This window comes from Microbacterium sp. bgisy207 (genome assembly GCF_965345035.1).
Taxonomy (GTDB): Bacteria; Actinomycetota; Actinomycetes; order Actinomycetales; family Microbacteriaceae; genus Microbacterium.
In genome coordinates this window covers 23,536-49,454 of the sequence record NZ_CBDRMG010000013.1, presented here as the reverse complement: position 1 = coordinate 49,454, position 25,919 = coordinate 23,536, and the positions used below count along the sequence as shown (strand labels likewise).

Annotated in this window: 24 protein-coding genes, 1 tRNA gene and 1 pseudogene; 13 read left to right on the top strand and 13 right to left on the bottom strand. The window is 67.4% G+C overall.

All coding sequences use genetic code 11. The features are described from left to right. Positions 1 to 226: 226 nt before the first annotated feature. From ACSGC5_RS12490 to ACSGC5_RS12455, 8 genes are all read right to left on the bottom strand, one after another. Entirely contained in the window at positions 227 to 1,078 is an 852-nt protein-coding gene (locus ACSGC5_RS12490; RefSeq protein WP_434970938.1) for a PaaX family transcriptional regulator, read from the bottom strand. Beyond that, complete coding sequence (locus ACSGC5_RS12485; RefSeq protein WP_434970937.1) at positions 1,075 to 1,875, bottom strand: ABC transporter ATP-binding protein; 801 nt, start codon at positions 1,873 to 1,875, stop codon at positions 1,075 to 1,077. The genes ACSGC5_RS12490 and ACSGC5_RS12485 overlap by 4 nt, the downstream gene beginning before the upstream one ends. Beyond that, positions 1,868 to 2,692 (bottom strand): ABC transporter permease, encoded by an 825-nt coding sequence (locus tag ACSGC5_RS12480; RefSeq protein ID WP_292726865.1) that lies wholly within the window; start codon positions 2,690 to 2,692, stop codon positions 1,868 to 1,870. The genes ACSGC5_RS12485 and ACSGC5_RS12480 overlap by 8 nt, the downstream gene beginning before the upstream one ends. Further along, positions 2,689 to 3,519, bottom strand: a complete 831-nt coding sequence (locus ACSGC5_RS12475) for an ABC transporter permease (RefSeq protein ID WP_434970936.1) — start codon at positions 3,517 to 3,519, stop codon at positions 2,689 to 2,691. Before ACSGC5_RS12475 ends, ACSGC5_RS12480 begins: the two co-directional genes overlap by 4 nt. A gap of 177 nt (positions 3,520 to 3,696) precedes the next feature. Continuing rightward, positions 3,697 to 3,861 carry a hypothetical protein gene (locus ACSGC5_RS12470; protein WP_292726867.1) on the bottom strand — a complete coding sequence of 55 codons (165 nt, stop codon included), beginning with the start codon at positions 3,859 to 3,861 and terminating at the stop codon, positions 3,697 to 3,699. A 210-nt stretch (positions 3,862 to 4,071) separates the two neighbouring features. Continuing rightward, a complete protein-coding gene (locus ACSGC5_RS12465) occupies positions 4,072 to 5,499 on the bottom strand; it encodes an NAD(P)/FAD-dependent oxidoreductase (RefSeq protein WP_292732592.1) in 1,428 nt (475 codons plus the stop codon). Positions 5,500 to 5,551: 52 nt separating this feature from the next. After that, complete coding sequence (locus tag ACSGC5_RS12460; RefSeq protein ID WP_434970935.1) at positions 5,552 to 5,929, bottom strand: cupin domain-containing protein; 378 nt, start codon at positions 5,927 to 5,929, stop codon at positions 5,552 to 5,554. Between the two features lie 10 nt (positions 5,930 to 5,939). Further along, positions 5,940 to 7,253: an aspartate aminotransferase family protein gene (locus ACSGC5_RS12455; RefSeq protein ID WP_292726870.1), complete on the bottom strand. Its 1,314-nt coding sequence runs from the start codon at positions 7,251 to 7,253 to the stop codon at positions 5,940 to 5,942. Positions 7,254 to 7,296: 43 nt separating this feature from the next. Between ACSGC5_RS12455 and ACSGC5_RS12450 the strand changes: the two genes are divergently transcribed. Continuing rightward, positions 7,297 to 8,853 (top strand): PucR family transcriptional regulator ligand-binding domain-containing protein, encoded by a 1,557-nt coding sequence (locus ACSGC5_RS12450; protein ID WP_434970934.1) that lies wholly within the window; start codon positions 7,297 to 7,299, stop codon positions 8,851 to 8,853. Positions 8,854 to 8,867: 14 nt separating this feature from the next. Here ACSGC5_RS12450 and ACSGC5_RS12445 read toward each other — a convergent pair whose 3' ends face one another. The 4 genes and pseudogenes from ACSGC5_RS12445 to ACSGC5_RS12430 all read right to left on the bottom strand — a co-directional run bounded on the left by ACSGC5_RS12445 (position 8,868) and on the right by ACSGC5_RS12430 (position 11,401). Continuing rightward, a complete protein-coding gene (locus ACSGC5_RS12445) occupies positions 8,868 to 10,388 on the bottom strand; it encodes a CoA-acylating methylmalonate-semialdehyde dehydrogenase (protein WP_434970933.1) in 1,521 nt (506 codons plus the stop codon). A gap of 107 nt (positions 10,389 to 10,495) precedes the next feature. Continuing rightward, positions 10,496 to 10,912 (bottom strand): annotated as a pseudogene (locus tag ACSGC5_RS12440) (TSUP family transporter); the annotation flags it as partial. A gap of 30 nt (positions 10,913 to 10,942) precedes the next feature. Next, entirely contained in the window at positions 10,943 to 11,242 is a 300-nt protein-coding gene (locus tag ACSGC5_RS12435; protein ID WP_292726873.1) for an SDR family NAD(P)-dependent oxidoreductase, read from the bottom strand. Between the two features lie 68 nt (positions 11,243 to 11,310). Next, a tRNA-Ser gene (locus ACSGC5_RS12430) sits at positions 11,311 to 11,401 on the bottom strand. Between the two features lie 156 nt (positions 11,402 to 11,557). Between ACSGC5_RS12430 and ACSGC5_RS12425 the strand changes: the two genes are divergently transcribed. From ACSGC5_RS12425 to ACSGC5_RS12405, 5 genes are all read left to right on the top strand, one after another. After that, positions 11,558 to 12,928: an amidohydrolase gene (locus ACSGC5_RS12425; RefSeq protein ID WP_434970932.1), complete on the top strand. Its 1,371-nt coding sequence runs from the start codon at positions 11,558 to 11,560 to the stop codon at positions 12,926 to 12,928. A gap of 50 nt (positions 12,929 to 12,978) precedes the next feature. Next, positions 12,979 to 13,503, top strand: a complete 525-nt coding sequence (locus ACSGC5_RS12420) for a ferritin (RefSeq protein WP_228177457.1) — start codon at positions 12,979 to 12,981, stop codon at positions 13,501 to 13,503. Between the two features lie 182 nt (positions 13,504 to 13,685). Continuing rightward, complete coding sequence (locus ACSGC5_RS12415) at positions 13,686 to 15,071, top strand: MFS transporter (protein WP_434970964.1); 1,386 nt, start codon at positions 13,686 to 13,688, stop codon at positions 15,069 to 15,071. A gap of 24 nt (positions 15,072 to 15,095) precedes the next feature. Further along, positions 15,096 to 16,046, top strand: a complete 951-nt coding sequence (locus ACSGC5_RS12410; RefSeq protein ID WP_292732512.1) for an L-lactate dehydrogenase — start codon at positions 15,096 to 15,098, stop codon at positions 16,044 to 16,046. A gap of 178 nt (positions 16,047 to 16,224) precedes the next feature. Beyond that, positions 16,225 to 16,983, top strand: coding sequence for a GntR family transcriptional regulator (locus ACSGC5_RS12405; protein WP_292732510.1), 759 nt, complete (start codon positions 16,225 to 16,227; stop codon positions 16,981 to 16,983). 40 nt (positions 16,984 to 17,023) lie between these two features. Here the strand turns inward: ACSGC5_RS12405 and ACSGC5_RS12400 are convergent, their stop codons facing one another. After that, positions 17,024 to 17,509, bottom strand: coding sequence for a nucleoside deaminase (locus tag ACSGC5_RS12400; protein ID WP_434970931.1), 486 nt, complete (start codon positions 17,507 to 17,509; stop codon positions 17,024 to 17,026). Between the two features lie 181 nt (positions 17,510 to 17,690). Between ACSGC5_RS12400 and add the strand changes: the two genes are divergently transcribed. From add to ACSGC5_RS12365, 7 genes are read left to right on the top strand one after another with little or no spacing between them, the layout of a single operon-like run. Beyond that, entirely contained in the window at positions 17,691 to 18,794 is a 1,104-nt protein-coding gene (gene add / locus ACSGC5_RS12395; RefSeq protein ID WP_292732506.1) for an adenosine deaminase, read from the top strand. After that, on the top strand, positions 18,791 to 19,423 hold the full coding sequence (locus ACSGC5_RS12390; protein WP_434970930.1) for a hypothetical protein: 633 nt from the start codon (positions 18,791 to 18,793) through the stop codon (positions 19,421 to 19,423). The genes add and ACSGC5_RS12390 overlap by 4 nt, the downstream gene beginning before the upstream one ends. Positions 19,424 to 19,443: 20 nt before the next feature. Then, a complete protein-coding gene (locus tag ACSGC5_RS12385) occupies positions 19,444 to 20,457 on the top strand; it encodes a BMP family lipoprotein (RefSeq protein ID WP_292732502.1) in 1,014 nt (337 codons plus the stop codon). Then, positions 20,454 to 22,028, top strand: a complete 1,575-nt coding sequence (locus tag ACSGC5_RS12380) for an ATP-binding cassette domain-containing protein (protein ID WP_434970929.1) — start codon at positions 20,454 to 20,456, stop codon at positions 22,026 to 22,028. Before ACSGC5_RS12385 ends, ACSGC5_RS12380 begins: the two co-directional genes overlap by 4 nt. Further along, positions 22,025 to 23,845 carry an adenine deaminase C-terminal domain-containing protein gene (locus ACSGC5_RS12375; protein ID WP_434970928.1) on the top strand — a complete coding sequence of 607 codons (1,821 nt, stop codon included), beginning with the start codon at positions 22,025 to 22,027 and terminating at the stop codon, positions 23,843 to 23,845. The genes ACSGC5_RS12380 and ACSGC5_RS12375 overlap by 4 nt, the downstream gene beginning before the upstream one ends. Continuing rightward, on the top strand, positions 23,842 to 24,972 hold the full coding sequence (locus tag ACSGC5_RS12370; RefSeq protein ID WP_434970927.1) for an ABC transporter permease: 1,131 nt from the start codon (positions 23,842 to 23,844) through the stop codon (positions 24,970 to 24,972). Before ACSGC5_RS12375 ends, ACSGC5_RS12370 begins: the two co-directional genes overlap by 4 nt. Beyond that, positions 24,969 to 25,919, top strand: a complete 951-nt coding sequence (locus ACSGC5_RS12365) for an ABC transporter permease (protein WP_434970926.1) — start codon at positions 24,969 to 24,971, stop codon at positions 25,917 to 25,919. The genes ACSGC5_RS12370 and ACSGC5_RS12365 overlap by 4 nt, the downstream gene beginning before the upstream one ends.

The following is a 25,919-nucleotide window of genomic DNA, read 5'->3' as shown; positions in this document are numbered from 1 at the left end:
ATGCGGTAGCGACCCGTGCGACTTGCCAGCCACCCGGTCAGCAGGTTGGAGGGGGGTGGGTCGCTGAGGGATTCGTCTCAGCCCTACGCTACCCCCTTAGGCATATTTTCTACATAAGAACGACGGATAGGCGTATAAGGATCTCGGATCGATCCCCCTCTGTTGCGTCATGAGCCCCCCGCACGGGGCGGTTCCGCCTGATCTGGCGCGCCTCCTGGCTGCGGGGTCAGCGGATAGCGGGTTCGGCCAGCCCGCCTGCGGCCGGGGCCTGGCGGGCGAATTCCCGCGCAGCAGGAGCGGCGGTCTCATCTCGGAGGCGCAGGTACAGCCTGAGCGAGCGATCAGCAGGCCATTCCGGCTCGAGCAGGTTTCGCGGGAGCCCCGGGTCGGTGCGGACGAGGGCGAGCCAGTCCGCGACGAGCATTACCCGCATCGAGAGTGCAGTTGACGCATCTGCGACGGCGGAGTCCGACCAGGCATCGATGAAGCCCACGTGCGCGGCGTGGATAGCGTCGATGTCCCACGCTGTTCTCACGGCATCCGCGATCGGGAAGCCGTCGAGTTCGCGCGCGTGAAACGCGACCAGGCCGGTGCCAAGTTCAGGGAGCAGACTCGCAAGGACTCGCTGCAGGTCGACCACTCCCGGTGCGATCCACAGCCCGTCGCGGAGCGGGGCGAATCCCTCCCAGGTCAGCGTGGAGCGCAGCCGATGGCGCAGCGTCCGTTGCCCCTCGGGAACGCTGAACGTCGCGAGAGTCCAACCGTCGCCATCAGCATGCAGCGGCTGCGGGTTGCGCACACGCTCGCCTGCCTCGGTGAGCATCGCCGCACCCTCGGTGGTCAGGACGAACGACACTTCACGCCCGTGCCGCTCTCGACGCAGGATGCCGTTCTGCTCCAGACGGTCCAGCGCCGCGCGGGTCGCCGGGGGCTGGATGCCGGCCCCCCCGAGCACGTCGATGAACAGGCCAGCCCGCACCCAGGTGTCCGGATCGTCGAGCACGTACTCGCCCAGCAGTGCCAGCGCGAGCTCCCGAGGAGATCGACTGCCGAGAAGCGGCGAAGCGGCGGTACTCATCCCTGCGCCCGCACGGCCTCGCCGCGCTTCGCGCGCTGGATCTGTTCGTACACGTGTGTGCGCAGCTCGGTGAAGCGCGGCATCGCGCGGGTGGTGATCTGGTCGCGGTCCTCGGGAAGATCGATGTGCAGATCCTCTTGCACCCAGGTGGGCGACTTCGACAGGACGACGACCCGCTCGCCGAGGGAGACCGACTCGTCGATGTCGTGCGTCACGAACAGGATCGACATCCCGCGCTCGCGATGAAGCGTGCGTACCAGGTCTTCGAGGTCGGCGCGCGTCTGGGCATCCACCGCGGCGAACGGCTCGTCCATGATGAGCACCTCGGGTTGGTAAGCGACAGCGCGAGCAATCGCGACCCGCTGCTGCATCCCGCCCGAGAGCTGCCACGGGTAGCTCTTCGCGGCATGGTCGAGGCCTACAGCGTGCAAAGCATCGTCGATGAGCCGATCCCGCTCGGCGCGGGAGAGCTTCTTGTGTCGCAGCGGGAGTTCGACGTTGCCGCGCACCGTCAACCACGGATACAGCGAGCGGCCATACTCCTGGAACACCAGCGCCATGTTCTCGGGCGGATCGGTCACTGGCTGCCCGTCGAGTTCGATGACGCCGGCGGTGGGTCGCAGCAGACCCGCGACACACTTGAGCAGCGTCGTCTTCCCGCAACCGGACGGTCCGACGATGCACACCAGCTCGCCCTGGTGCATCGCAAAGCTGATGTCGCCGATAGCCTCGACGATTCCGGTCGATGACTCGTACGTCTTCTTCAGGTTCTCGACCTTGAGCAACGTGTCAGGCACGCTCCACCTCCTTGATTCCGTGATACCACCGCAGCACCCGCCGCTCGACCAGGCCGAACAGAGTGGCAAGCAGCACGCCGATCAGACCCAGCAACAGCACGCCGCTCCACATCTCGGCGATCAGATAGTTCGTCTGGAAGTACTTGATCTTGTATCCGAGCCCGGACGCGTTGTTGAACAGCTCGGAGATCACCATCAGCAGCAGCGCCACCGACAGGGACTGCCGCACGCCAGCCATGATCCGCGGGCTCGCGGACGGCAAGACGAGATACCGGAGCCGCTCCCATCGGGTGAGGGCGAACGACTGAGCAGTCTCTGTCATCACCGAATCGGTGGCCCGCACTCCCTCGATCGTGTTCAGCAGGATCGGCCAGATCGAGCCGGCGACGATGATGATCACTCGCGCGTCATCCCCGATGCCGAAGATGATGAGAACTGGCGCGATGATCACCGGCGGGGGAATGGCGCGGAAGAACTCGAGCGTCGGCTCGAGAAGCTCCCGCAGCCACCGGACGAGTCCGATGAGTGTTCCCGCGGCGATGCCGATGACGATCGAGAGGATGATGCCGAGCGCGAGGCGATACAGGCTCGGAATGACGTCGGTGAAGAATGCCGGCCCGATCCACGTGTCGACGAACGCTTCCAGGATCGTCAGGGGCGGTGGGAAGAACTTCTGAGGCGAGATCCCCGTCCAGATCGCCCACGCGACGATGAGGACGATCGGAAAGCCGATGGCATAGCCGACCTGGATCAGAAAGCCCTTCCAGCGTCGGCGAGCGGGCGGCGGGGTGACGACTGTCGTCGTGTAGAGGGTCACAGCACTTCCTCCCCGCGCACTGACTGATGCCACGACAGCGCGTGGCGCTCGATGAACCGGAAGACGAGGTTGACGATGAGGCCGAGAAGCCCCGCAACCAGGACGTAGGTATAGACGGTCAGCCAGTCACCGACCGTGAGCGCGTTGGTGATCTGGCTCCCGATACCCGGGATGCCGATCACCAGCTCCGCGGTGATCGTGAGGATGAGGGCGACCGCCGCCCCGAGTCGAAGCCCGGTCATGAGGTAGGGCAGCGACGTCGGAAAGATGAGGCTGCGGAACTGCGAGACCTTCGACAGGCCATAGCTGCGCGCGGTGTCGCGGGCCACCGTGTCGATGTCGGCGACGCCGTAGAGCACCTGCACGAAGACCTGCCAGAACGTCGCGTAGACGATGATCACGAGCCCCGCCTGGGGCTGGAGTCCGAAGATCAGGATCGCGACCGGGATCAGCGCCACCGATGGGATCGGGCGCAGGAACTCCACGGTCGTGTGGGTCGCCTTGCGAAGAAAGCGGGAGAGCCCGACGAGCGTTCCGAGCACGATTGCGGCGACGGTGGCGATGGCAAGGCCGGTACCCCACAGACTCAGGGTGCGTCCGACATTGCGCCAGAACTCGAGGTCGCGCATCTCGCCGAACAGGTTCGCGAGAGTATCAGTGGCATAGGGCAGGTATTGCGGGCTGACGATTCCCAGCGTCGGGATGAGTTGCCAGGTGGCAAGCATTCCCACGATGCCGAGGAGGCCGAGGCCGATCTTGCGGGCCGATCGCGCTGCGTTCGCGCTACGGCGCCTCCGGGTCGGGGCCGGAGCGGTGGCGGTAGCCATGGTTTTCCTTCGGGTCGCTCAGACAGGGGGGCGGGGACGCGGAAGGGATGCCGCCGGTGAGCGGCATCCCTTCCGCCATCCGTTACTGCTCCTGGATGAGTGTGTCGAAGTTCGGCTCAGCGTCCAAGACCCCGTATCCGACCGCAAGAGAGGCCAACTCCTCGAGATCAGCGACGTTCAGGTCTCGGCGATCGGGAGCGCGGCGACGCGGACCGTGGTCAGCTCCCCGGTTCCCTCGGTCATGGTTTCGGTCGGTTCCGGGGCCGCACCGGAGTCGGTGCATCCGGAAAGGAACAGGGCTGCGGCGGCAAGCGCGCCGAGTGTTGCAAGACTCTTCTTCATCGGAGGCCTCTCGTTGGCGAACAGGGGTGAGAGCGGTTCCACCGGTGCAGTACTGGCCCTGGTTCACGCCAGCGGCACCGCGTCGTACCGTCGCAGCCATAGTGCGACGGTACGTGCCGTCTGTCAAGAGTTTTTCGACGACCGTCACAAAACAGTTGAACTTTTTCGCGACGCCCCGTCCGCCCCGAGAGGGCTTCTCCCCGCCCGACGTCAGGAGTCGAAGCCCACGCCGAACAGTCCGGCAAGCTTCAGCAACGGACCGTCTTTCCCGCCGTTTCGGTCCGACTTGGCAACGGCTCGGCGCATCATCTGGATCAGCGGGTAGGCCAGCGGCTCGGGCGGAATCGGGATGGGGAGCTTGCGCGACATCTTCAGCCTCGTGCGCTCGGTATCGCGTCCCTCGAGCAGGTCGAGCATGACCTCTGCACCGAACCGCGTTGCTCCGACACCGAGCCCCGTGTACCCGGCGCTATAGGCGACGCGCCCGCCGCGAGCCGACCCGTGGAACGCGACGAGCTGGGTGGACATGTCGATCGCACCACCCCACTTGTGCGAGAACCGGATGCCGGACAGCTGCGGGAACGTGCCGTAGAAGTGATCAGCGAGTCGCTCAAAGGTCTCGGGGCGTTGATCCTGCGCCGCTCTGACGCGCCTGCCGCGGTGGTAGACCGCGTCATACCCGCCGAACAGAATCCGGTTGTCAGACGATTTTCGGTAGTAGTGGAACTCCCGCGACGAATCGGTGATGCCGTGACGCTCGGTCCAGCCGATCGCGGCGAGCTGGTCGGCGCTCAGCGGCTCCGTCATGAGCACGTAGTCGTAGATCGGCACCGTGAACAGCCGCAGTTCGGGCAGCAATGACGAGAAGACGTTGGTGGCAAGGGCCACCCGGTTCGCACGAATCTCGCCCTGTGCGGTTTCGGCGACCATGCCTACGCCATCGGGGCGAAGGCGAGTCACCCGCGTCCGCTCGTAGATCTCGACACCGTGATCTTCGGCAGCCGCCGCGAGCCCCCACGCGAGCTTGGCGGGGTTCACATAGGCGACGCCATCCGTTCCGAACAGTCCCGCGCGGTAGAGCGGGGAGTTCCCCTTCTCACGAAGGCTCTCGCCCTCCAGGAACGTCTCGCTCGGGGAGCGATCGGCAGCTTCCCGGAGCCAGCCGATCTGGTGCGGCTCGGTGGCCACCGTCAGGACACCGGTCTCCTCCCATTCGGCGTCGATCCCGTAGCGCTGGATCGCTGCGCGGATCCCAGCGAAGTTCTCGTCAGCGAGGCGGTTCAGCACCGGCATCTCGTCAGCGAAATGCAGCTCCCCGTTCTCCCATCCGTGAGTGAGGCTCGCTTCGCAGAAGCCGCCGTTTCGACCACTCGCGGCCCAGCCGATACGGTTTCCCTCGACCAGGACGACGCGCCGCTTCGGGTCACGCTCTTTGGCGATCAGTGCTGTCCAGAGCCCGGCGAACCCCCCGCCCACCACGAGCAGATCGGTGGACACCCGGCCAGAGACTGCACCGCGTGGGGCGGGACGGTCAGGATCGTCGAGCCAAAACGGGGTGGTGGATGCCTCCGCCAACGCGCCGCGGATGGTGCCGAGGTCAGTGCGGATCTCATGGCCGTATGCGGTGGTCGCGCTCATGGGCATCCTCTTTCGTTGGTGGTCTGGGTCCCACCCGCAGTCGCGAGGCGGGTCATGGTTCCGGTTCGAGATCTGGCACGATGTAGACCTTTCGAAGGACCGTGGGCACGTGCCACCGCGTCCGCATTCCTGACTCGAGTCGACACAGAGACCCGGCGCGCAGCTCGATCGTCCGGTCGACCCGCCCGTGCTCCTCGATGAGTTCCACGGTCGCCTCGCCCGAAACGACGACGAACACCTCGTCAGCCTCGATGTCCCGCATCGAGCCGGCAGTCATCTCCCAAATCCCGACCGTGGTGCCACCGACCCCTGCAACATCGACGAAGCCCGTGCTGGGCTCTCCCTCGAGTCGAAGATCGTCGGAAACTGGAGTGCCCGCGACGCCCAGATCCGCCACAACGAGCGGCTGGAAGGGTTCGAGGGTGGTCATCGCGGCATCCTCAGCCGAGGCGACCTAGCGCCGCGTCGATGATCGTGAGGCCTCGGTCCAGTTCCGATTCGGTGACGACAGCCGGTGGCACGACGTGGAGGCGGTTCTCGGCGAAGAACCCGAGGAGGCCCTGGTCGAGAAGGTCCTTCTTGAGCGCCGCCATGCGCTCGGCCCCGAGGGGTTCGCGCGTCTGCCGGTCGGCAACGAGTTCAACGGCCCAGAAGACGCCGCGCCCCCGCACCTCGCCCACCACGGCATGACGCTCGGCGATCTCGCGCAGGCGCGGGCCCAAGATGTCGGTGCCCATGCGGGCCGCGTGTTCCACGATGTTCTCGTCGGCCATCGCCTCGATCGTCGCGACGGCTGAGGCGGCAGCAAGCGGATGACCGGAATACGTGAGGCCGCCGGGGAAGACCCGGTCATCGAACGTGCGCGCGATCTCATCCGAGATGACCACTCCACCCAGCGGCACGTAGCCGGAGTTCACGCCCTTCGCGAACGTGATGAGGTCGGGCGTCACGTCGAAAGCGTCGAACGCGAACCACTCGCCGGCGCGCGCGAAGCCTGCCATCACCTCATCGAGGATGAAGACGATGCCGTAGTGGTCGGCGATCTCGCGGACTCCGGCGAGGTATCCGGGCGGCGGAACGAGCACGCCGGCGGTTCCGGGGATCGTCTCAAGCAGAATCGCGGCAACGGAGTCGGAGCCCTCGGCCTGGATGGTTCGTTCGAGGTGCCGTAGTGCTCGCTCGCTCTCCTGTTCGGGAGTGGTCGCCCAGAACTCCGTCCGATAGAGGTAGGGCCCGAAGATGTGCACGTGGCCGCGCGAGAACTCGTTGGGGATCCGACGCCAGTCGCCGGTGGCCACGATCGCCGCGCCCGTGTTGCCGTGGTACGAGCGGTATGTCGAGATGACCTTGTCGCGCCCGGTGACCAGCCGTGCCATGCGGATCGCGTTCTCGTTGGCGTCGGCCCCACCGTTGGTGAAGAACACCTTGGTGAAGCCCTCCGGTGCACGCTCCAGGATCAACTCGGCGGCGCGCGCACGAGTGGCGTTCGCGTGAGCCGGTGCGACTGTCGTGAGTTGCGCTGCCTGCTTCTGGATGGCCTCGACGACCCGCGGATGCTGGTGGCCGATGTTCACGTTGACGAGCTGGCTCGAGAAGTCGAGGTAGCGGCGACCATCGACGTCCCAGACCTCGCTCCCGCTACCACCGGCAAGCGGCAGAGGAGCAAGGGAGCGCTGCGCGGACCAGGAGTGGAAGACGCTCGATCGGTCGCGCTCGCTGATGCTCGCGTTCGTGTCGTCAGGAGTGAGAGCCATGCCCCCTAGTGTGCTCCGCCGAACCAGCTCGCATAGTTCACAATTGTCGTACCGCACACTCTTCGATCGACAGATTGGCACGACGATTCCGACCACGCTGCGCTCCCTTCTGGCAGTTCGAGCGTTCGGCCTGCGCGCCGTGGGTGATCTCGATGCTGATCACCTCGACCGCGCCATTTCCTGGGTCCACAACTCGGACCTGCCCGACCCCACTCCGTGGCTCGAACCCGGGCAGCTCCTCCTGACCGACGGCGGGCAATTCACCGGACCGGGCTCGACCTCTCCCGAGGCTTACTGCTTCCGGCTCCAGCAGCGCGGAGTGGCGGGCTTGGGATTTGCGATTGACGTCATCCATGCGGCGGTGCCCGCCGAACTCGCGGCGGCCTGCGAGCGCCACGAGATCCCGCTCATCGAGGTGCCCGGCACGACGCCGTTCATCGGCATCATCCGACACGTCGCGGATGCCGAAGCCGCCGACCGGAGCGCGAGGCTGTCGTGGACGCTGGAGTCGCAGCGAGCACTGGCGAGGGCAGCTGTGCGCCAAGACGGGCTCCGGGCGATCCTGCGGACCCTCTCATCGCGGCTCGGCACGTGGGTCGCGCTCTTCGACGCCGCAGGAAGACCGCTCAGCCTCCCTGGAATCGCGGAGGTTCCGGCATCCGTGGACTCCGCGGTCCAAGAGCAGTCTCGGATGCTGCTTCGCAAGTCGAAGCCGGCGAGCGTTCGCATCACCGAGCCCCTCGCCGCGACGCTGCAGACGATTGGCCAAAGCGGGCGCCTGGGCGGCGTGCTCGCCGTCGGGGCTGACACCCCACTGGACTCCGCCCACAGCGATCTCGTCGAGTCGGTCATCGCCCTGGCAAGCATCGCGCTGGAGCAACAGCGCGCCGTCTCGGATGCGCGCCTGCGCGTGCGTACCGGAGTCATCGAGCTGCTCCTGGCTGGCCGCACTGACGAAGCTGCGCGCTCCGCGACGGCGCTGTGGGGACGGATGCCGGCACCGCCCCTTCTGGCCGGTCAGGTGATCGGTTTCACCGGTAGTCAGTCGCTTCTCGACGAGCTCGAGCTTGCCGCGACGGCCGAGCCGGGTGCACTGTTCTTCGCCGAACGTGAGGAGGATCTGCTGATCATGGTCGCTCGCGATGGGCTCGCGGGGGTGGCCGATCTGCTGCGAAAGCACGACACGGCCGCAGGGTTCGCCGAGCTCCATCGATGGGACGAGCTCGGCCGCGCGCTGGCCGAGGCGTCCCATGCCGCCCGACAGTCGAGCGAGCCCGGGGTCATCGAGTTCTCGGCGATCGCCGAGAACGGCATGATCGGCATGCTGCGAAACAACGGCGGTCCGCTCGTCGCCCGCCGGATGCTCGCGCCGCTGGATCAGCTGGCTCCAGCGCACCGTGAACGTCTGCTGGCCGCCGCTACCGCGTGGTTCGCCGCCAACACCGCATGGGACCCAGCTGCCCGCAGCCTCGACATCCACCGACACACTCTGCGCGCCCGCATCGATGAACTGGGCGAACTCCTCGGCCTGGATCTGTCGACCTTCGATGGTCGCGCTCAACTGTGGGCGGCGATGGAACTCTCCTCCGCCGAACGCTGAGCGCCGACGCGTCCTCAGGTGTTCTGCGGGAAGCCGAGGTTGATCCCACCGTGTGTTGCGGGGTCGAGCCAGCGCGCGGTGACCGCCTTCTCGCGCGTGAAGAAGTCGAACCCGTGAACGCCGTAAGCCTTGGCATCACCGAACAGCGACTTCTTCCATCCGCCGAACGAGTGGTACGCGACCGGCACGGGGATCGGCACGTTGATGCCGATCATGCCGACCTGGACTTCGCTCTGGAATCGCCGGGCGGCGCCACCGTCGTTCGTGAAGATGGCGGTCCCGTTTCCGAACTCGCCCGAGTTGATCAGCGCGACTCCCTCATCGAAGCTCTCGACCCGCACGATCGACAGGACGGGACCGAAGATCTCTTCCGTGTAGGCGCGGCTGGTGGTGGGAAGGCCATCGATGAGGGTCGGTCCGAAGAAGAACCCGTCCTCGTGACCGTCGACGACCAGCGAGCGGCCGTCAACGACGATCGTCGCGCCATCAGCCTCGGCGATGTCGACGTACCCAGCCACCTTCTGGCGGTGCTGGTCGCTGATGAGCGGCCCCATGTCGGGTTCGGCGTCTCCGGTCTGCGCTCCGTTGCCGACGGTGAGCTTCGCGATGCGATCCGAGATCTTCGCGATGAGCTCATCGGCGACCGGCTCTACCGCGAGGACCACGCTGATGGCCATGCACCGCTCGCCCGCGGCGCCGTAGCCGGCGTTGACAGCCTGGTCGGCGACGAGGTTGAGATCGGCATCCGGCAGTACGAGCATGTGGTTCTTGGCGCCACCCAGCGCTTGAACGCGCTTGCCGTTGCGGGCGGCGGTCTCGTAGATGTACTGCGCGATCGGCGTCGAGCCGACGAAGCTGATCGACTCGACCACCGGCGAGTTCAGGAGCCCGTCGACAGCGAGCTTGTCACCCTGCAGGACGGTGAACGCGCCATCGGGCAGGCCCGCTTCCTTCCACAACCCTGCGAGCCAGAGCGCGGCCGACGGATCCTTCTCGCTGGGCTTGAGGACGACGGCGTTGCCCGCTGCGATGGCGACGGGGGCGAACCACAGCGGGACCATCGCGGGGAAGTTGAAGGGGCTGATGATGCCCACGACGCCCAGCGGCTGCTTGAGGGAGTAGACGTCGATTCCGCTGGAAGCGTTCTCTGAGTAGGCGCCCTTGATCAGGTGCGGGAAGCCGGTGGCAAGTTCCACGACTTCCTGGCCGCGAAGGATTTCGCCCATCGCGTCGGAGAGCACTTTGCCGTGCTCGGCGGTGATGATCGCCGCCAGCTCCGGCTTTCGCGCGTTGAGCAATTCACGGAAGGCGAAGAGCACGCCCTGCCGCTTGGCGACCGACCACGTCGACCATTCTTCGAAGCCACGTCGCGCTGATGCAATGGCAGCGTCAGTTTCCGTCTGGTCGGCCAGCGCGACGTTAGCCGCGACCACGCCGGTGGCGGGGTTGAAGACTCGTGCCGTGCGCCCGGATTTAGACGCCGTCGGTGCGCCGTCGATCCAGTGCGGGATGGTCGGGAGGTCGAGTTCAGCCATGTCGTCAGGTTAGGTCACCTGCCAGGACAAACCGATCGACAATCTGGCACGCGTGTTCGACGCGGATGCCACACCGGCACGGCATGTTCCCCGTCCATGACTATGCATCAGATGAGCAGGTATACGGCTCCGATGATCGTGAGGGCGATCACCAGGTACTCGAACACGCGTTGGCTGATGGCGGATGCGATCTGGCGGCCCACGAGCGCACCGAGGACGACCGCGGGCACGAGGATCAGATCGATCAGCAGGCCTTGCGGTGTGATGAGCCCGAGGCCGATCGAGAACGGAACCTTCGCGACATTCACGGCCGCGAAAAACCACGCCGCAGTGCCGAGAAACACGTGAACCGGAAGCCGAGCGGCGAGGAAGTACATCGACATCACGGGTCCAGCGGCGTTGGCGACCATCGTCGTGAATCCGCCCATCACCCCGTAGAAACCCGCCGCCACCGTGCCCGGAACCGCGTCGGCATCCGCGCGGGATCTACGCCGCCAGAGCGTGAACGCGATAACCACCAGCAGGGCGTCTCGCCGACACCGTCCACCTGATCCTCACATCGTGCTGACGGTCACGCCCTTCGTCTCCGGCGCGGAGTCAGCGGGAGCCCCGCCTTCGACGCCGGCCATCGACTCAATGTTGATGATCCGCCCATAGCGCTGTCGACGCATCACGGGGACCGCAGCTAGACACATGAGGTATGTCCCGCGAAGGTTGATGGCAACGACCCGGTCGAATGTCGACACCGGCACCTCTTCGATGTCTGCCCGATCATCGCCCTGCGGCGCTGCCGCGTTGTTCACCAGCACGTCGAGGCGGCCGTATCTGTCGACGGTCTCGGGCGCGCCCGTCACCGTGCCGATTGGCGAATGGCGAAGGCCCCGATTCCCGCGTGACTCTGCGGATATCGAGGCCTTGCGCATGGCGGTGACGGTGGGATTTGAACCCACGGTAGGGGGTTACCCTACACAACTTTTCGAGAGTTGCACCTTCGGCCGCTCGGACACGTCACCGTCGTCCAGCTTACGACACGCCGCGGCCCCGCAGAAATCCTGGTCGCGGCGGCATCCGGCACGCGGTACACCCCGTCGAAACCGCGCCGACATGAACCGGCGATAGCGTCGCGGGCAGCGAGCGTCGCTATCGGTTGCGGCGCCAGAACGGAAGCCATGAGCGTGCACCTCCTCACCGCCGACATCCTCGTTCCGATGGATGCCTCTCGCAGCGTCCTCACAGATGCGGGCGTGGCGATTGACGGCGACGCCATCGTCAGCGTCGGGGTTCGCGAGAAACTGCTGCAGCTGCATCCGGATGCCGCGCACACGCACCTCGCCGACCGGGTGCTGATGCCGGGCCTGATCAACGGCCACCACCATTCAGGTCTCTTGCGCGGCACCGCCGAGCACCTGCCGGTGTACGAGTGGCTGCGCGTGCACATCGATCCGATGCACCGGGTGCTTGAGCCGGACGACGCCGCGGCTGCCGCGTGGCTTTGCTACGCCGAGGGTCTGCTTTCGGGCACGACGACGGTCGTGGATATGTGGCGCTACATGGACCGGGCTGCGAGCGCCGCGGTCGAACTCGGCAACCGGCTCGTGACCGTCAACTATGTCGGCGAGCACCCGGATTTCGACTACTTCGACACCCTCGACGACAACGAGCGGATGCTGCGCGATTGGACGGGCGCCGGCGGTGGGCGCATCATGCCCTGGGTCGGGCTGGAGCATCCGTTCTACGCCGACGACGCCGGCCGCGCCCGCGCCGTCGCGATGGCCCGCGACTATGGAGCCGGCATCTACACCCACTGCAGCGAGTCCGAGTTGGATGTGCGGATCTTCGCCGAGCGCACCGGCCTGCGACCGATGCATGCCCTCGAGCGCATGGGCTTCTTCGACACGCCCAGCGCCATGATCGCTCACGCCGTCTGGCTGGACGCCGACGAGATCGAGCTGGTCGCTGAGCGCGGAGTCGGCGTCTCCCACAACCCCGTCAGCAACATGAAGCTCGCCAGCGGCATCGCGCCGATCGCCGAGATGCTCGAGGCCGGGGTGAACGTCGCCATCGGCACCGATGGCGAGAAAGAGAACAACAACCTCGACATGTTCGAGGAGATGAAAGTCGCCTCCCTGCTCGGCAAACTGCGAAAGATGGATGCCGCAGCCATGGATTCGTGGCAGGTCCTCGAAATGGCCACGATCGGCGGGGCGCGGGCCATCGGTCAGGGGGACCGGCTCGGCTCCCTCGAACCCGGCAAGCAGGCCGATCTGATCGCGGTGCGGACCGATACACCACGGATGACTCCCCTGTTGCCGGCCGGATCGCACGCCAATATCCACCACAACCTCGTGCACGCCGTCCGCGGCAGCGACGTCGATCGGGTGGTCGTCGCCGGTCGCACTGTCGTCGCTGACGGCATCCTCACCACCGCCGATCTCGGCGAACTCATCGCGGAGGTCCGCGACCGCGTCCCCGCACTGTTCGCGCGTCGCGCGGCGTACCTCGCTTCGGTCGGCGACCCCGCCGGACTGTTCTCGCAGTAGCGCACTCTGCCAGGATGGGAGGGAGAGTTTCGCGACCCGATCGGAGTGTCATGACCACGTTCGACCAGCTGCTGTCAGAGCAGATCGGCCACGAGTTCGCCGCCAGCCAGCAGTACATCGCCATCGCCGTTTGGTACGACGACCACGACCTGCCGCAGCTCGCGCGCCACTTCTACCGCCAGTCCGTCGAAGAGCGCAACCACGCGATGATGCTCATCCAGTACCGCCTCGACCGCGACATGGGCGTGACCATCCCCGGCGTTCCGGCTGTGCGCACCGACTTTGCCGACCACGCCGAGCCGATCCGCCTGGCACTCGAGCAGGAGAAGCGCGTTTCGTCACAGATCGAGGCGCTCTTCGCCGCGGCCCGCGCCGAGAGCGACGGACTGGGCGAGCAGGCGATGCTGTGGTTCCTGAAGGAGCAGGTCGAGGAGGTCGCGTCGATGACCACGCTCCTCAACATCGCGGAGCGCACCACGAACCTCTTCGACATCGAGAACTTCGTCGCTCGCGACATGCCGAACGGCGACTCGACCGAAGCCGACGCCCCGCCCGCTGCCGGCGGCGCGCTCTAGCCCGACCTTCCATCCGCCGAACCCACACCTTCGGCCTTGAGCCCACAGGATCCGGCCGCGAAAAGGTGTGGGTTCGACGCGCGAGGTGTGGGCTCGGCGAGCGCGGGCTGATCGGATCGCGGGCTGATCTGAGCGACCCCACCGCCGCGCGAAGCGCGTAGCGTGACGGTGTGGCATCTCGCATGAGTCGATCGCAGCGACTCATCCTCACGATCGCGATCCTGGCGTCGTTCGTCGCGTTCCTCGACGGCACGCTCATCAACGTCGCCCTTCCCGCGATCGAGACCGAGCTCGGCGGCGGGCTCACGACCCAGCAGTGGGTGGTGGACGCCTACCTCATCACCCTCGGATCACTCATCCTGCTCGCCGGTTCGATCTCGGATGCCTTCGGCAGGCTGCTCGTGCTGCGCATCGGCCTCTACGGATTCGCCGCGGCATCCGTCGTGATCGCGATCGCGCCAGACCCCGTCATCCTGATCATCGCCCGCGCCGTGCAGGGTGCGGCGGGCGCGTTCCTCGTTCCCAGCTCGCTGGCGCTCATCACCTCGCGCTTCGACGGCGCGATGCGCGGCCGGGCGATCGGCATCTGGACGGCCATGACCACCGGCGCCATGATCGTCGGGCCCCTCATCGGCGGCGTCTTCGTCGACTACCTGTCGTGGCGGTTCGCGTTCGTCATCAACGTCGTACCGATCGGCATCACGCTGTGGCTCCTCCACACCCTCGGCGAGCGCGACGAGCGCCGCCCCGACGCCCGCATCGACTGGATCGGCGCCGCCCTGTGCACCTTCGGACTCGGCGGGGCGGTCTTCGCGCTGATCGAACAACCGAACCTCGGATGGGGATCGCCCGTGATCTGGGGGACGTTCGCGGCCGGCATCCTTCTGTTCGCGCTCTTCCTCTGGGGTCAGCGGTCGGCGACGGCGCCGATGTTGCCGCTTGACCTCTTCCGCATCCGCAACTTCTGGACCGGGAACATCGCGACCCTGTTCGTGTACGCAGCGCTCTCGCTCAACGGCTTCGTCGTCACGGTCTACCTGCAGCAGGAGGCTGGGTTCTCGGCGACTCTCGCGGGGCTTGCGAGCCTGCCGACCACCGTCATGATGGTGCTGCTGAGTGCATCGATGGGGTCCCTGTCCGACCGCTTCGGGCCGCGGATCTTCATGACCGTCGGACCGCTCGTGATGGCCGGCGGATCGCTGCTGCTTCTCACGGTCACCGACCCCGTCAACTACTGGCTCCAACTCCTTCCGGGGCTCATCCTCTTCGGACTTGGGCTTGCCATCACGGTCTCGCCCCTCACCGCGGCGATCCTCGGCGCGGTGGATCCGGCCCGCTCCGGCATCGCCTCCGCCGTGAACAACGCCATCGCGCGCATCGCCGGGCTTCTCATCATCGCGACGCTCGCGACGATCGTCGCCGGCAGCCTCGATCTTGACGGATTCCGCCGCGCCGCGATCGTCACCGCCGGACTCATGGTGGCTGGCGGGATCGTGTCGTTCCTCGGCATCCGGAACTCCGACGTCGCACCAGTCGAGAAGCGGGCGGAGCCGGCTACCGGCGCGTAACACCGACCTGCAAGACTGTCCCTCATGAGTGTGATCGAGAACTCGAAAGTCACCGTCGTCGGCGCCGGCAGCGTCGGATCAAGCGTCGCCTACGCCGCCCTCATCCGCGGCTCAGCCCGCCATGTCGCCCTCTACGACATCAATACCGCGAAGGTGGATGCCGAGGTTCTCGATCTCGCTCACGGCACCCTGTTCACCGGCACGAGCGACATCACCGGCGGCAGCGACATCTCGGTAGCCGCGGGTTCGCACGTCGTCGTGATCACCGCCGGCGCGAAGCAGAACCCGGGGCAGAGCCGCATCGAGCTTGCGGGCGTGAATGCCGGCATCCTGCGAAAGATGCTGCCTCAGCTGCTGGAAGTCGCCCCCGACGCGGTCTACGTGATCGTGACCAACCCGTGCGATGTGCTGACGGTGCTCGCACAGGAGGAGACCGGGCTTCCTCCGGAGCGACTGTTCGCGTCGGGAACCGTGCTCGACACGTCCCGGCTGCGCTGGAAGCTCGCTCAGCGCGCTGGGGTGGCGACCTCGAGCGTTCACGCGCACATCATCGGCGAACATGGGGATACCGAGTTCGCGCTGTGGTCCCACGCGATGATCGGGACGGTTCCGATCCTCGACTGGGAGTCGGAGGGCCACCCCCGCATGACGGTCGATGAGCTCGACGCGATCACCGTCGATGTTCGGGATGCCGCCTACAAGGTCATCCAGGGCAAGGGCGCGACCAACTACGCGATCGGGCTGTCGTCGGCTCGGATCATCGAGGCGATCCTGAGCGATGAGCACGCGGTCCTGCCGGTGAGCACCGTGCTGAAGGACTTCCACGGGATCGATGGCGTCGCTCTCTCCGTGCCCTCGATCGTGAACTCCCGCGGCGCGTTCCCGATCCGCGAGACACCGTTCTCTCTGAATGAACTCGCCCTGCTGCGCCGCTCCGCCGACGCCCTGCGCGAGGTGGCGGTGTCGCTGCGCTGACCTGGATCGGGCGCACCCACAGGCGTCGCTAACTCCTCACGATCGGCGGAACTTCGGCGACTCGGCACAGCAGGAGCGGGGCGATGGCGCCGGTCCTGCTGAGTTGGCGACGGATGCCGTGGCGGACCGATAGCGTGTGGTCAGCCCCACTGCGAACGCGTCCGTGTGAGGAGAACCCGTGACCACCTACCTCCCGCTGCCACGCCCGGGTGGCGACGCGGACACGATGCGCGTCCAGCATGGGCTCCTGCGCTACGTGCGCGAGGCGGCGGCGCTCGGGGCCCCGTTGCCCGGGGAACTGGAGTTGACGGCGCGCCTGGAGTGCAGTCGCCAGCAACTGCGCAACGCGATGGCCCAGCTCGAGGCGCAGGGGATCGTGCGGCGGCGACAGGGCACGGTGACCACGGTGGATCCGATCGCGCTGCGGTTGAGCGTCCGCCTGGAGGAGCAGTTCGAACACACCGAGCTCCTCGACCGACTCGGCTACCACGCCGAGGTGGAGGTGCTCGAGTCCCGCACCCTGCCCCTGGGCGCTGAGATCGGCGCCGTGATGGAACGGCCTGCAGACACGACTCGACTGGCCGTTCGCAAGCGGTGGCGGGCGGATGGCGCCGTCGCGATGATCGCCGACGACACAGTGCCGATTCCGGACGAACTGCCCGCGGAGTTCGACCCGAGCGAGTCCGTCTTCACCTTCGCGGCACGGGTGTGGGGAGAGCCGGTCGTGTGGGAGGTGACAACCCCCGGCGTGGTGACGCTCTCGGGCGAGCTCGCCGACCTGTTCGAAAAGCCCGAGGGCACCCCGGTCATGACGCTGGAGGTCATCGGCATCGGCGCGAGTGGCAGCCGCATCCTGCACAGCACCGAGTATCACGACCCCGGCATCGTGTCCTACTCGCTCGTGCGAACCGTCCGCCCGCCGTGGAGTGCGCTGTAGGCCCTCCTCGACGAACGGATGCCGCGGACAGGCCGTGCCGTTAGACCCAGAAGCCCTCGTGAACGACGGATGCCTCGTCTTCCAGGTGCGGTCCCGAGACCTCGATCGTCCGCTGGCCCCGGGCGAACACCTCGCGGCAGGGCAGCGAGAACGTCGGGTTCTCGGGGTGGTCGCCGGTGAGCCCGAGCAGCCGGTACTCCGAGAGCGCATAGACGACCCGGTCGATGCCCGCCCAATAGGCAGCCCCCGAACACATGACGCACGGCTCGGCACTGGTGTACAGCGTCGAACCCTTCATGCCATCGATTCCCAACTCTCGCGCGGCCGCAGCGACAGCGCGCAGTTCGGCGTGCTGGGTCGGGTCCCCGGCCGGCGGCAGTGAATTGTTCCCCGCTGTCGCAACTACCGCACCGGACGCATCGACCACGAGTGCACCGAAGGGGTGGGCGCCTGCTTCGCGCGTCTGGGCGGCGATGTCGATGGATGCCCGAAGATGCGCGAGGTCAAGGTCGGTCAGATCAGACACGGAAAGGCTCCCTTGTGAACAAGTCGAAATAGTCGCCCCGAGTCTACGTCGTAACAAGCCGTAATTTGGCGCCCCGATTACAGCGCTGTTACAGGTGTCGAAAGGTTACGGGTCAACTTGTCAACAAGTACTGGTCGCCGGATAGCGTGCTGGGAGCCGACCCGAAAGGCGCAGCATCCCCATGCCGACCCCCGCCCCCACCGCCGCACGCATTGACGAACAGGCAATCCGTGCGCTCCCGAAAGCCGAGGTGCATATCCACCTCGAGGGCACCTTCTCGCTGCATGAGATGCTCGTGCTCGCGAAAGAGAGCGGCGTCGCACTCCCGGGGCCGGCCCGGACGATCTTCGACATCTCGACGCACGACGACTTCTCCGCTCCCAGCGTGACCACCGGCGGCGGCACGGGAGCGGGATCCGCAGGGCTCACCGGCTTCCTCCGCTTCCTCGACTGGCAGTGCGGTCTCGTCCGCACACCGGAACAGGCGGCGCGGGTGGCCTACGCTTTCGCTGCCCGGCAGACCGCCTCCGGCATCCGCTACTCGGATGTCATCGTCAATCCGACCCACTGGAACGCCTGGCGCGGGCGCGAACTCGATCTGCTGGCTGCCCTGTCGGAAGGGTTCGATGAGGCGGCCCAGGACGGCCTGTGCGAGACCGGCATCGCCTACTCGCTGCTGCGCAGCCAGACGGCTCGCGAGGCCGAAGACATCGTCGCCGCCCTGACCTACCAGCGTCCCGAGCGTGTCGTCGCGCTCTCCGTCGACGGCGACGAAAAGGTCACGGGTCGCACCGGCGAGAAGTTCCAGACAGCCTTCGCCCGCGCAGCCGTGGCCGGTCTGCGTCGCACCGTCCACGCCGGAGAATCGAGCGGCCCCGCGGGCGTCTGGGATGCGATCGATCTGCTGCGGGCGGAGCGCATCGACCACGGGGTGCGCTCGATCGAGGATCCGGCGCTCATCGAACGGCTCGTGCGCGACGAGATCAGCCTGGGCGTGTGCCCGCGCTCAAACGTGTCGCTGGGCATCTACCCCGACTGGGCCTCGCACCCGCTGCCGCGCCTCCTGGATGCCGGCGTCCGTGTCACGCTGAACACCGACGACCCGGTTCCCCTCGGCACGACACTCGAAGCTGATTGGGCTGTAGCTGCCGCCCAGTTCGGTTTCACCGAAGCTGACCTCGCCGGCTTCGCTCGCCGCTCGATCGAGGCATCGTTCGCGCCAGACGACCTCAAGCGCGACCTCCTCGCCGAACTAGACGCACTCGAGGTGGCATCGGCATCATGAGTCAGCTGCGCCCACCGGTCACGATCGCCTCCGCGGCACTTGTCGCGTCGACGGCGCTCGCACTGGTGTGGGCGGCGAGCGCGCATGCCAGCGATGACACCGTGCCGTTGGCACCCATCGTGGCGAGCTGGCCCGACCGGTTCGCGGTGGTCGGTACGAAGTCGGAACCGCTCTACACCGAGCGCATCTCGTTCGCCCGCTCCGGCGACGACTTCACGCTCGAGATCGACGTCCTCTCACAAGGAAACGCCGCCCTCGGGACGCAGACAAGCGCCGTGACGGTGGATGCCGACACCGTGCACTGGGTCGAGGGATGCACCAAGACCGAAGCCCTGTGCGAGAACGACACCGCTCTTCGCGGCTTTCTCACTACCGCGCTCGTCGTCGCCGCAGAGCGCGCGGGCACGCTCCCCGCATCCGGCATCGTCCGCGATCTGCACGGCACCGACGTCGTGTGCATAAACGACGCCGACCTTTACGTCATCCCGTCAACTGTCACCCTCCACCCCTGCTTCGACATCGCCTCCGGGGCCGTGCTCGGGCAGTGGTCCCCTGACTCCCACGCGTTCGTCGGCGCCACCCTCGCCGACGGATTCCACATCACCACCCCTGCACCAACACATCTCTGACGCTCCCGAAAGGACACAGCATGCGCATCTCCCGCTCTCTCGCGTTCATCGCGACAGCCGCGACCGCCGCGGTCGTGCTCGCCGGATGCTCGGGCTCGACCGAGCCCGCGGCATCCGAAGACCCCGCGTCCGACGTCATCACCGTCGGCGCTCTCACCCCGGGCAACGCGAACGACGGCGCCTTCAACCAGGCCCTCGCCGACGCCCTCGCACAGCTTGAGGAGGAAGGCCTCATCACCTACGAGCTGCGCGAGCAGATGGCCGACCCCGCCGAGAGCGAACCGGTCATCGCCGACTTCGCCAGCCAGGGTGTCGACCTGATCATCGGCCACGGTATCGAGCTCGGTGACGCGATCTTCTCGGTCGCCGAGGACTTCCCGGATGTCTCGTTCACCGCGTCGGGCGGTGTGGACATTCTCGACAAGTACACCGACAACGTCGAGACGTGGACGTATGACGCAGCCCAGGTCGGCTACCTCTCCGGCTACATTGCGGGGCTCACGCAGCTCTCGCCGATCGGCCGCGTCGAGAGCATGGAGCTCGACTTCGTCGTCGCGACCGACGCCTTCTTCCAGGAGGGTGTCACCGCAGCCAATCCGAACGCCGAGCTACTGCCCGTCGTCTACGCGGGAAGCTTCGATGACGCCGAGGCCGCCGCCTCCGCTACCACGGGCCTCATCGGCCAGGGTGCCGGGCTCGTCTTCACCACGGGTGACGGCATCGCCGCGGGCGTCGGGGCTGCCGCTGCCGACGCGGGCGTCCCCACCGTCGGCGTCTCACCGGCTGCCGGCGAAGAGGCTCTGTCGGTGAACGTGTCGACGGTGGACCTCGACATGTACCCGATCGTGAAGGCGTGGGTCGAAGAGGTTGCTGCCGGTGACTTCGGCGGCAAGAGCGTCGTCTCGACCCTGCAGAACGGCGGCATCGCCTACCAGGAGATCAACGACGTCGACGGCGCCATTCCCGCGGATGTCGCAACCAAGGTCGACGAGCTCATCGCCGGCCTCAACGACGGAAGCATCACGATCTCTTGACCAGCACCTCTTCCCTCGAGACCGGCCGGGCCCTGGTGGCCCGGTCGGTCTCGAAGACCTTCGGCACCACGCGGGCACTCGATGGCGTCGACATTCTCGTGCGCCCCGGTACTGTGCACGCCCTCGTCGGCGAGAACGGCGCCGGCAAGTCCACCCTCGCGAAGATCCTCGCGGGAATCCAGGAACCGGATGCCGGCACCATGACCATCGGCGATGCCGTCTACGCACCACGCGACCGTGCCGAAGCCAAAGCGCGCGGCGTGAATATGGTTCCGCAACAACTGAGCCTTGTCGGTGAACTCTCGCTGCTCGACAACTTCCTGCTCGTCAGCCCGCGGCGCGTCCTTCGTCGCCGCGCGGCCTACGAGCTGCTCTCTCACACTCTCGAACGCGCCGAGGTCGATGTCGACCTGACAGTTCCCACGCGAAACCTCACGCAGGCTCACCGACAGCTCGGTGAGATCGTCGTCGCCCTGGCCGAAGGGGCAACGACCCTCATCCTGGATGAACCCACCGCGAGCCTCGGCCCCCGAGAGGTCGGCGGCCTGTTCGACCACCTTCGTTCCCTGTGCGAAGGCGGCACCGCGATCGTGCTCATCACCCACCGCCTCGACGAGGTCGGAGCCGTCGCTGACGATGTCTCTGTCCTCTCCCACGGCAGGCTCGTGCACCACGGGCCTGCGGCAGATCTCAGCCCGCAGCGGGTCGCACGCCTCATGGTCGGCGAGCTTCCTGCGGCCGCCGCGCGGGCGCCGCGGCTCCCGGGGGAGCCGGTCATCTCGCTGCACGAGGTCACTGCAATCTCCGACACGGATGCCGACCTCGACGCCGTCAGCCTCGACGTCCGCGCCGGCGAGATCGTCGGCGTCGCGGGCGTTGCCAGAAGCGGCCAGAACACGCTGATGGACGTTCTTGCGGGACTGACCCCTGCGCGCACCGGAGCATTCCGGGTCGACGATCTCGAGGCGCCGCGCGCCGTGGACCTGCTCTCGCGCGGGGTCGCCTGGATTCCCGAGGAACGCAGCGACGGCCTGGTTCCGACCCTGAGCCTCGGTGACACCCTCTCGCTGTACGACAGCGCCGCCATCCCGAGAGCGTCACGCCCGCGGTCGCGCGGCACGACCGCGAACCCCGACGCTGCGACGACGCTGCGAGCGTTCGATGTGCGCCCCGCCACCCCCTCCCTCGCCGCCGGCGGACTCTCGGGTGGAAACCAGCAGAAGCTTCTCGTTTCCCGGGAACTCGGCACCGGATCACCGCGCGTCGTCCTCGCCTACGGGCCGACCCAGGGACTGGACCTGCGGGCCGCCCAGTCCATCCGCGAGCGGATTGTCGGAGCAGCCGAAGCTGGCGCGGCGGTGCTCGTGGCGTCCCACGATCTCGAGGAGCTGCTTCATCTGGCGGACCGCATCGTGGTGATGTTCTCGGGACGGATCGCCGCCGAATGGCCGATCAGCGAGGTCACCACCGACAAGGTCGGTGCGGCCATGGCGGGCCTGAGTCCCGCAGATTCCCCGGATGCCGCATCCGCCGAGACCCCGTCCGTCCCCACTGAGAAGGAACCGTCGTGACCGAGCTGAGCAGTCTGGTCCCCACGACCGAGGAACTGGTGCGTGTGCGCGCCGTCGCGTCGGGGAATGAGATCCCCGACCTGATCGTGCGCGGCGGGCTCGTGCAATCGCCCGGCACCGAGGAGTGGCTCGAACGGGATGTCGTCATCAGCGGGAGACACATCGCCACCCTCACGCCGTGGGGTCACATGCGCGAAGCGCGGCGCGAGATCGACGCATCCGGCAGCTACGTGGTTCCGGGCTTCATCGACGCGCATCTGCACATCGAGTACACGAACCTCACCCCCGGAGAACTCGCACGCCTTTCGGTCCCCCGGGGCACGACGACGGTCCTGGTCGACCCCAACGGCGCCGCGAACGTCTGGGGCGCCGACGGGATGGACTTCATGCTGTCCACCCGCACGCCGCTGCACATCTTTCAGCAGGTCTCGCCGACCACTCCGGGCGCACCGCACCTCGAGCTCGGCGGTGCCGTCATCCCCGAGGAGACGGTCCGCGCCCGCCTGTGGGATGACGTCACGGCCACGCTCGGTGAGACGAACCCGTTCGACGACAGCGAGCGCTCGACGGGACGGTTCCGGGAGGCCCTGGCCGCGCGCCGCCGGATGACGGGGCACACCGCCGCGCAGACGCATGAGTCGCTCTGGGGTTACCTTGCCGCCGGGATCAGCGACGACCACAACGCATCCACCGTCGATGAGGTGCTCGAACGCACGCGGCTCGGGGCGATGATCACGATCATGGCCTCGTCGCTCACGGACAACACGCTGCCGCTGTTCGCCGACCTCGAGGCGATCGCGCCCGCGCTTCGGAGTATGTGCTTCTGCGCCGACGACAAGCACGCGCTCGACCTGTCGGCCGAGGGCCACATCGACCACCACATCCGTCAAGCCATCCGCTTCGGCGTGGACCCGCAGCTGGCGTACCGGATGGCGACGACGCAGCCGGCCCACTACTACCGGCTCGACCAGGTGCTCGGCATCCTCGCTCCCTCGCGGCTGGCAGACCTCCAGATCATCCCGGATCTCGCCGAGGTCCGTCCCTCCCACGTCATCGTCGCGGGGGAGGTCCAGGCTCAGGCAGGCGCCCCGCTGTTCAGCAACACCGACGAGCTTCCCGCGTGGACCCTGGACACGGTCCATCTTCCCGCCGAGCTTCCGACGGACATCTTCGCGGTGACCGCCCCCGAGGGCGCGCAGCACGTGCGGGTGCGCGCGATGGAGATGTACAACGGCTACTTCAAGCGAGAGTTCGAGGCGAACCTCGACGTCGTGGACGGACAGGTGCGCTCCGACACCGACACGGATGTCTTGAAGATCGCCGTCGTCGACCGCCACCACGGAACTGCCGAGACCGGCATCGGATTCGTGCGCGGATTCGGCCTGACCCGAGGCGCCGTCGCGATCACCATGAACTGCCCCAACATGAACGTCGCGGTGGTCGGCGCAGATGACGCCTCGATGCGCCTCGCGGTCGAAGAGCTCGCACGCATGGGCGGCGGGTTCGTCACTGTCGCAGACGGCGAGGTCGTCGGGCGCGTGCCGCTGCCGGTCGGCGGCATGATGAGCGCAGCGCCGTGGCAGCAGACCGCGGAAGCTCTTGCGGCCGGCCACGCCGCCACGGCGGCCCTCGGATGCCGCATCCCGTCGCCCTACATCATCTTGTCGTTCGTCGGCCTGTACGTCGTGCCCGACCTCGGGCTGACAGAGCGCGGTCTGATCGACGCCGCGACGCAGTCATTCGTCGATGTGCTCCTTCCCGGCCCCGCCGGCGCCTGCGGTCACACGCACCCACCGCACGATGGGGCGCACCCGTGAGCGGCCGGTGGCGCGGGTGGATGCTCGCGGGCGGCGTCGTGGTCGCGGTCCTCGCGGTCGCCACGACGCTCATCCTGCTGGCGGGTGCCGATCCGCTGACCGGCCTGCAGGGCCTCGTGGCCGGCGTATCGAGCTCTCCCTATCGCGTCGGCGAGTTGCTGGTGGGGGCGGTACCGATCGCGATCGTGGCTCTCACACTCATCCCTGCGCTGCGCGCCGGCGTCTTCTCCGTCGGCGCCGAAGGTCAGGTCATCCTCGGGGCGATTGTCGCCACCGCGGCAACCCTCGGCACCGCCAACATGTTCGGCGAGGCGGTTCCCGGTCCGGTGTACTGGGTGATCGGCATGGTCTCGGGAGCGCTGGGCGGGGCCGCGTTCGCGTTGCTGCCGGCCTGGCTCGCCGAGCGGTGGCACGTGAACATCATCCTGTCGACCCTGCTGCTCAACTACATCGCCGCAGGCTTCCTCGGCTGGACGCTGCGCACGTGGCTCGCAAGCGGTGAGAACACCGCCACCCCGCAGAGCGAACAGCTCCCCGAAGCATCCGCCCTGCCCGACCTGATTCCCGGCACGCGCGCGCACATCGGCGTGCTGCTGATCGTCGTGATAGCGGTGCTGTTCGAATGGTGGCGCCGCACCTCGCACGCCACCCGCATCGGTGTGTTCGCCGAGCGCCCGCGCTTGGCCCTGCGCTTGGGCACGACCCGCGCGCGCACCCTGTACGGCACGATGCTCGTCTCGGGCGCCGGAGCGGGCGTCGTCGGATGGCTGCAGGTCGCCGGCGTCAACGAGCGCCTCTTCAACTCCGTGTCCGGCGGCGTGGGGTTCTCGGGGCTTGCCGTCGCGCTCCTGGGCGCGCTCCTCCCGGGCGGCATCCTGCTGGCCGCCCTGTTTTTCTCCGCCCTGACCGCGGGCGCCCTCGGCATCCAATCGGCGACCGGAACCGTGCCGTCCTCGATCGCCGACGTGATCAAGGGCGTGCTGTTGCTCGGGGTCGCCGCGGTCGCCGGTGTCACGGCACGCTCGGGTGCGGCCCGGCCCGCCGCGGCGCCTCCCTTGACGGATGTCGCAGCGGTCACACCCGATGGCGAACCGGCCCCACCACCGACGGGGGAGGAACGATCATGAGTATCGAGCTGTGGGCCTCGATCTTGGCCGGCGCGATCGTGCTGGCTACGCCCCTGGTCATCGCCGGACTAGGCGAAGGGTTCGTCGAGCGGGCCGGGCGCCTAAACCTCGGCATCGAGGGGATGATGATCCTCGGCGCGTTCGTCGCGGTGTTCGTCGCGAGCTTTGCGGGACTGGTCGCCGGTCTCGCCGCGGCGGTGGTGACCGGACTCCTGCTCGCCGCGCTCATGAACCTCATCGTGTATCGGCTCGGCGCGAACGAGATCGTCGTGGGTCTCGCGATCACGATGCTCGGTCTCGGGCTCTCGACGTACCTGTACCAGCTCTGGGTCCCGGCCGGCCAGACCAACGTGTCGGTACCCACCGCCCCCAAGCTCGATCTCGGGCCCCTCACCGACATCCCGCTCATCGGCCCTGCCGTGTTCGGGCAGAGTCCCCTCGTCTACGGCGCCGTGGTGCTCGCCGTCGGGGCGTGGGCCGTCTTCCGGTTCACGCGGTTCGGCCTGCAGGTGCGTGCTGTCGGCTCCGACCCGGTCTCCGCAGCGCTCCGCGGCGTACGCCCGAGGCAGATCGGCGCCCAGACCTTGCTGATCGGCGGCGCTCTCGCGGGACTGGCGGGCAGCGTCATCACGCTCGGCTCGATCGGCGCTTTCAGCCCCGACATCACCGCCGGGCGCGGCTACATCGTCCTCGCGATCGTGATCATGGGACGGATGACCCCCGTCGGCATCGCAATCGGCGCGCTGTTGTTCGGGTTCCTCCAGAGCTTCTCGTTGCTGGCCCAGTCGACGGCGATCCAGCTCCCCAGTGAGCTGTACCAGACCTTCCCGTATGCCATCACGCTGCTCGTTCTCGTGCTGACCTCCCGAGCCGCGCTGCGGCGCCACCTGAACCGGCACGTGCGCCGAACCCCGTCCCGCGACCGGGGGCGCACCGTCCCCGCCTGA

What these genes read in the sequence shown, in the direction of transcription:
- ACSGC5_RS12490 (WP_434970938.1), bottom strand. Translation starts at nt 1,078, where the DNA reads ATGAGTACCGCCGCTTCGCCGCTTCTCGGCAGTCGATCTCCTCGGGAG.
- ACSGC5_RS12475 (WP_434970936.1), bottom strand. Translation starts at nt 3,519, where the DNA reads ATGGCTACCGCCACCGCTCCGGCCCCGACCCGGAGGCGCCGTAGCGCG.
- ACSGC5_RS12470 (WP_292726867.1), bottom strand. Translation starts at nt 3,861, where the DNA reads ATGAAGAAGAGTCTTGCAACACTCGGCGCGCTTGCCGCCGCAGCCCTG.
- ACSGC5_RS12465 (WP_292732592.1), bottom strand. Translation starts at nt 5,499, where the DNA reads ATGAGCGCGACCACCGCATACGGCCATGAGATCCGCACTGACCTCGGC.
- ACSGC5_RS12460 (WP_434970935.1), bottom strand. Translation starts at nt 5,929, where the DNA reads ATGACCACCCTCGAACCCTTCCAGCCGCTCGTTGTGGCGGATCTGGGC.
- ACSGC5_RS12455 (WP_292726870.1), bottom strand. Translation starts at nt 7,253, where the DNA reads ATGGCTCTCACTCCTGACGACACGAACGCGAGCATCAGCGAGCGCGAC.
- ACSGC5_RS12445 (WP_434970933.1), bottom strand. Translation starts at nt 10,388, where the DNA reads ATGGCTGAACTCGACCTCCCGACCATCCCGCACTGGATCGACGGCGCA.
- ACSGC5_RS12425 (WP_434970932.1), top strand. Translation starts at nt 11,558, where the DNA reads ATGAGCGTGCACCTCCTCACCGCCGACATCCTCGTTCCGATGGATGCC.
- ACSGC5_RS12420 (WP_228177457.1), top strand. Translation starts at nt 12,979, where the DNA reads ATGACCACGTTCGACCAGCTGCTGTCAGAGCAGATCGGCCACGAGTTC.
- ACSGC5_RS12415 (WP_434970964.1), top strand. Translation starts at nt 13,686, where the DNA reads ATGAGTCGATCGCAGCGACTCATCCTCACGATCGCGATCCTGGCGTCG.
- ACSGC5_RS12410 (WP_292732512.1), top strand. Translation starts at nt 15,096, where the DNA reads ATGAGTGTGATCGAGAACTCGAAAGTCACCGTCGTCGGCGCCGGCAGC.
- add (WP_292732506.1), top strand. Translation starts at nt 17,691, where the DNA reads ATGCCGACCCCCGCCCCCACCGCCGCACGCATTGACGAACAGGCAATC.
- ACSGC5_RS12390 (WP_434970930.1), top strand. Translation starts at nt 18,791, where the DNA reads ATGAGTCAGCTGCGCCCACCGGTCACGATCGCCTCCGCGGCACTTGTC.
- ACSGC5_RS12385 (WP_292732502.1), top strand. Translation starts at nt 19,444, where the DNA reads ATGCGCATCTCCCGCTCTCTCGCGTTCATCGCGACAGCCGCGACCGCC.
- ACSGC5_RS12365 (WP_434970926.1), top strand. Translation starts at nt 24,969, where the DNA reads ATGAGTATCGAGCTGTGGGCCTCGATCTTGGCCGGCGCGATCGTGCTG.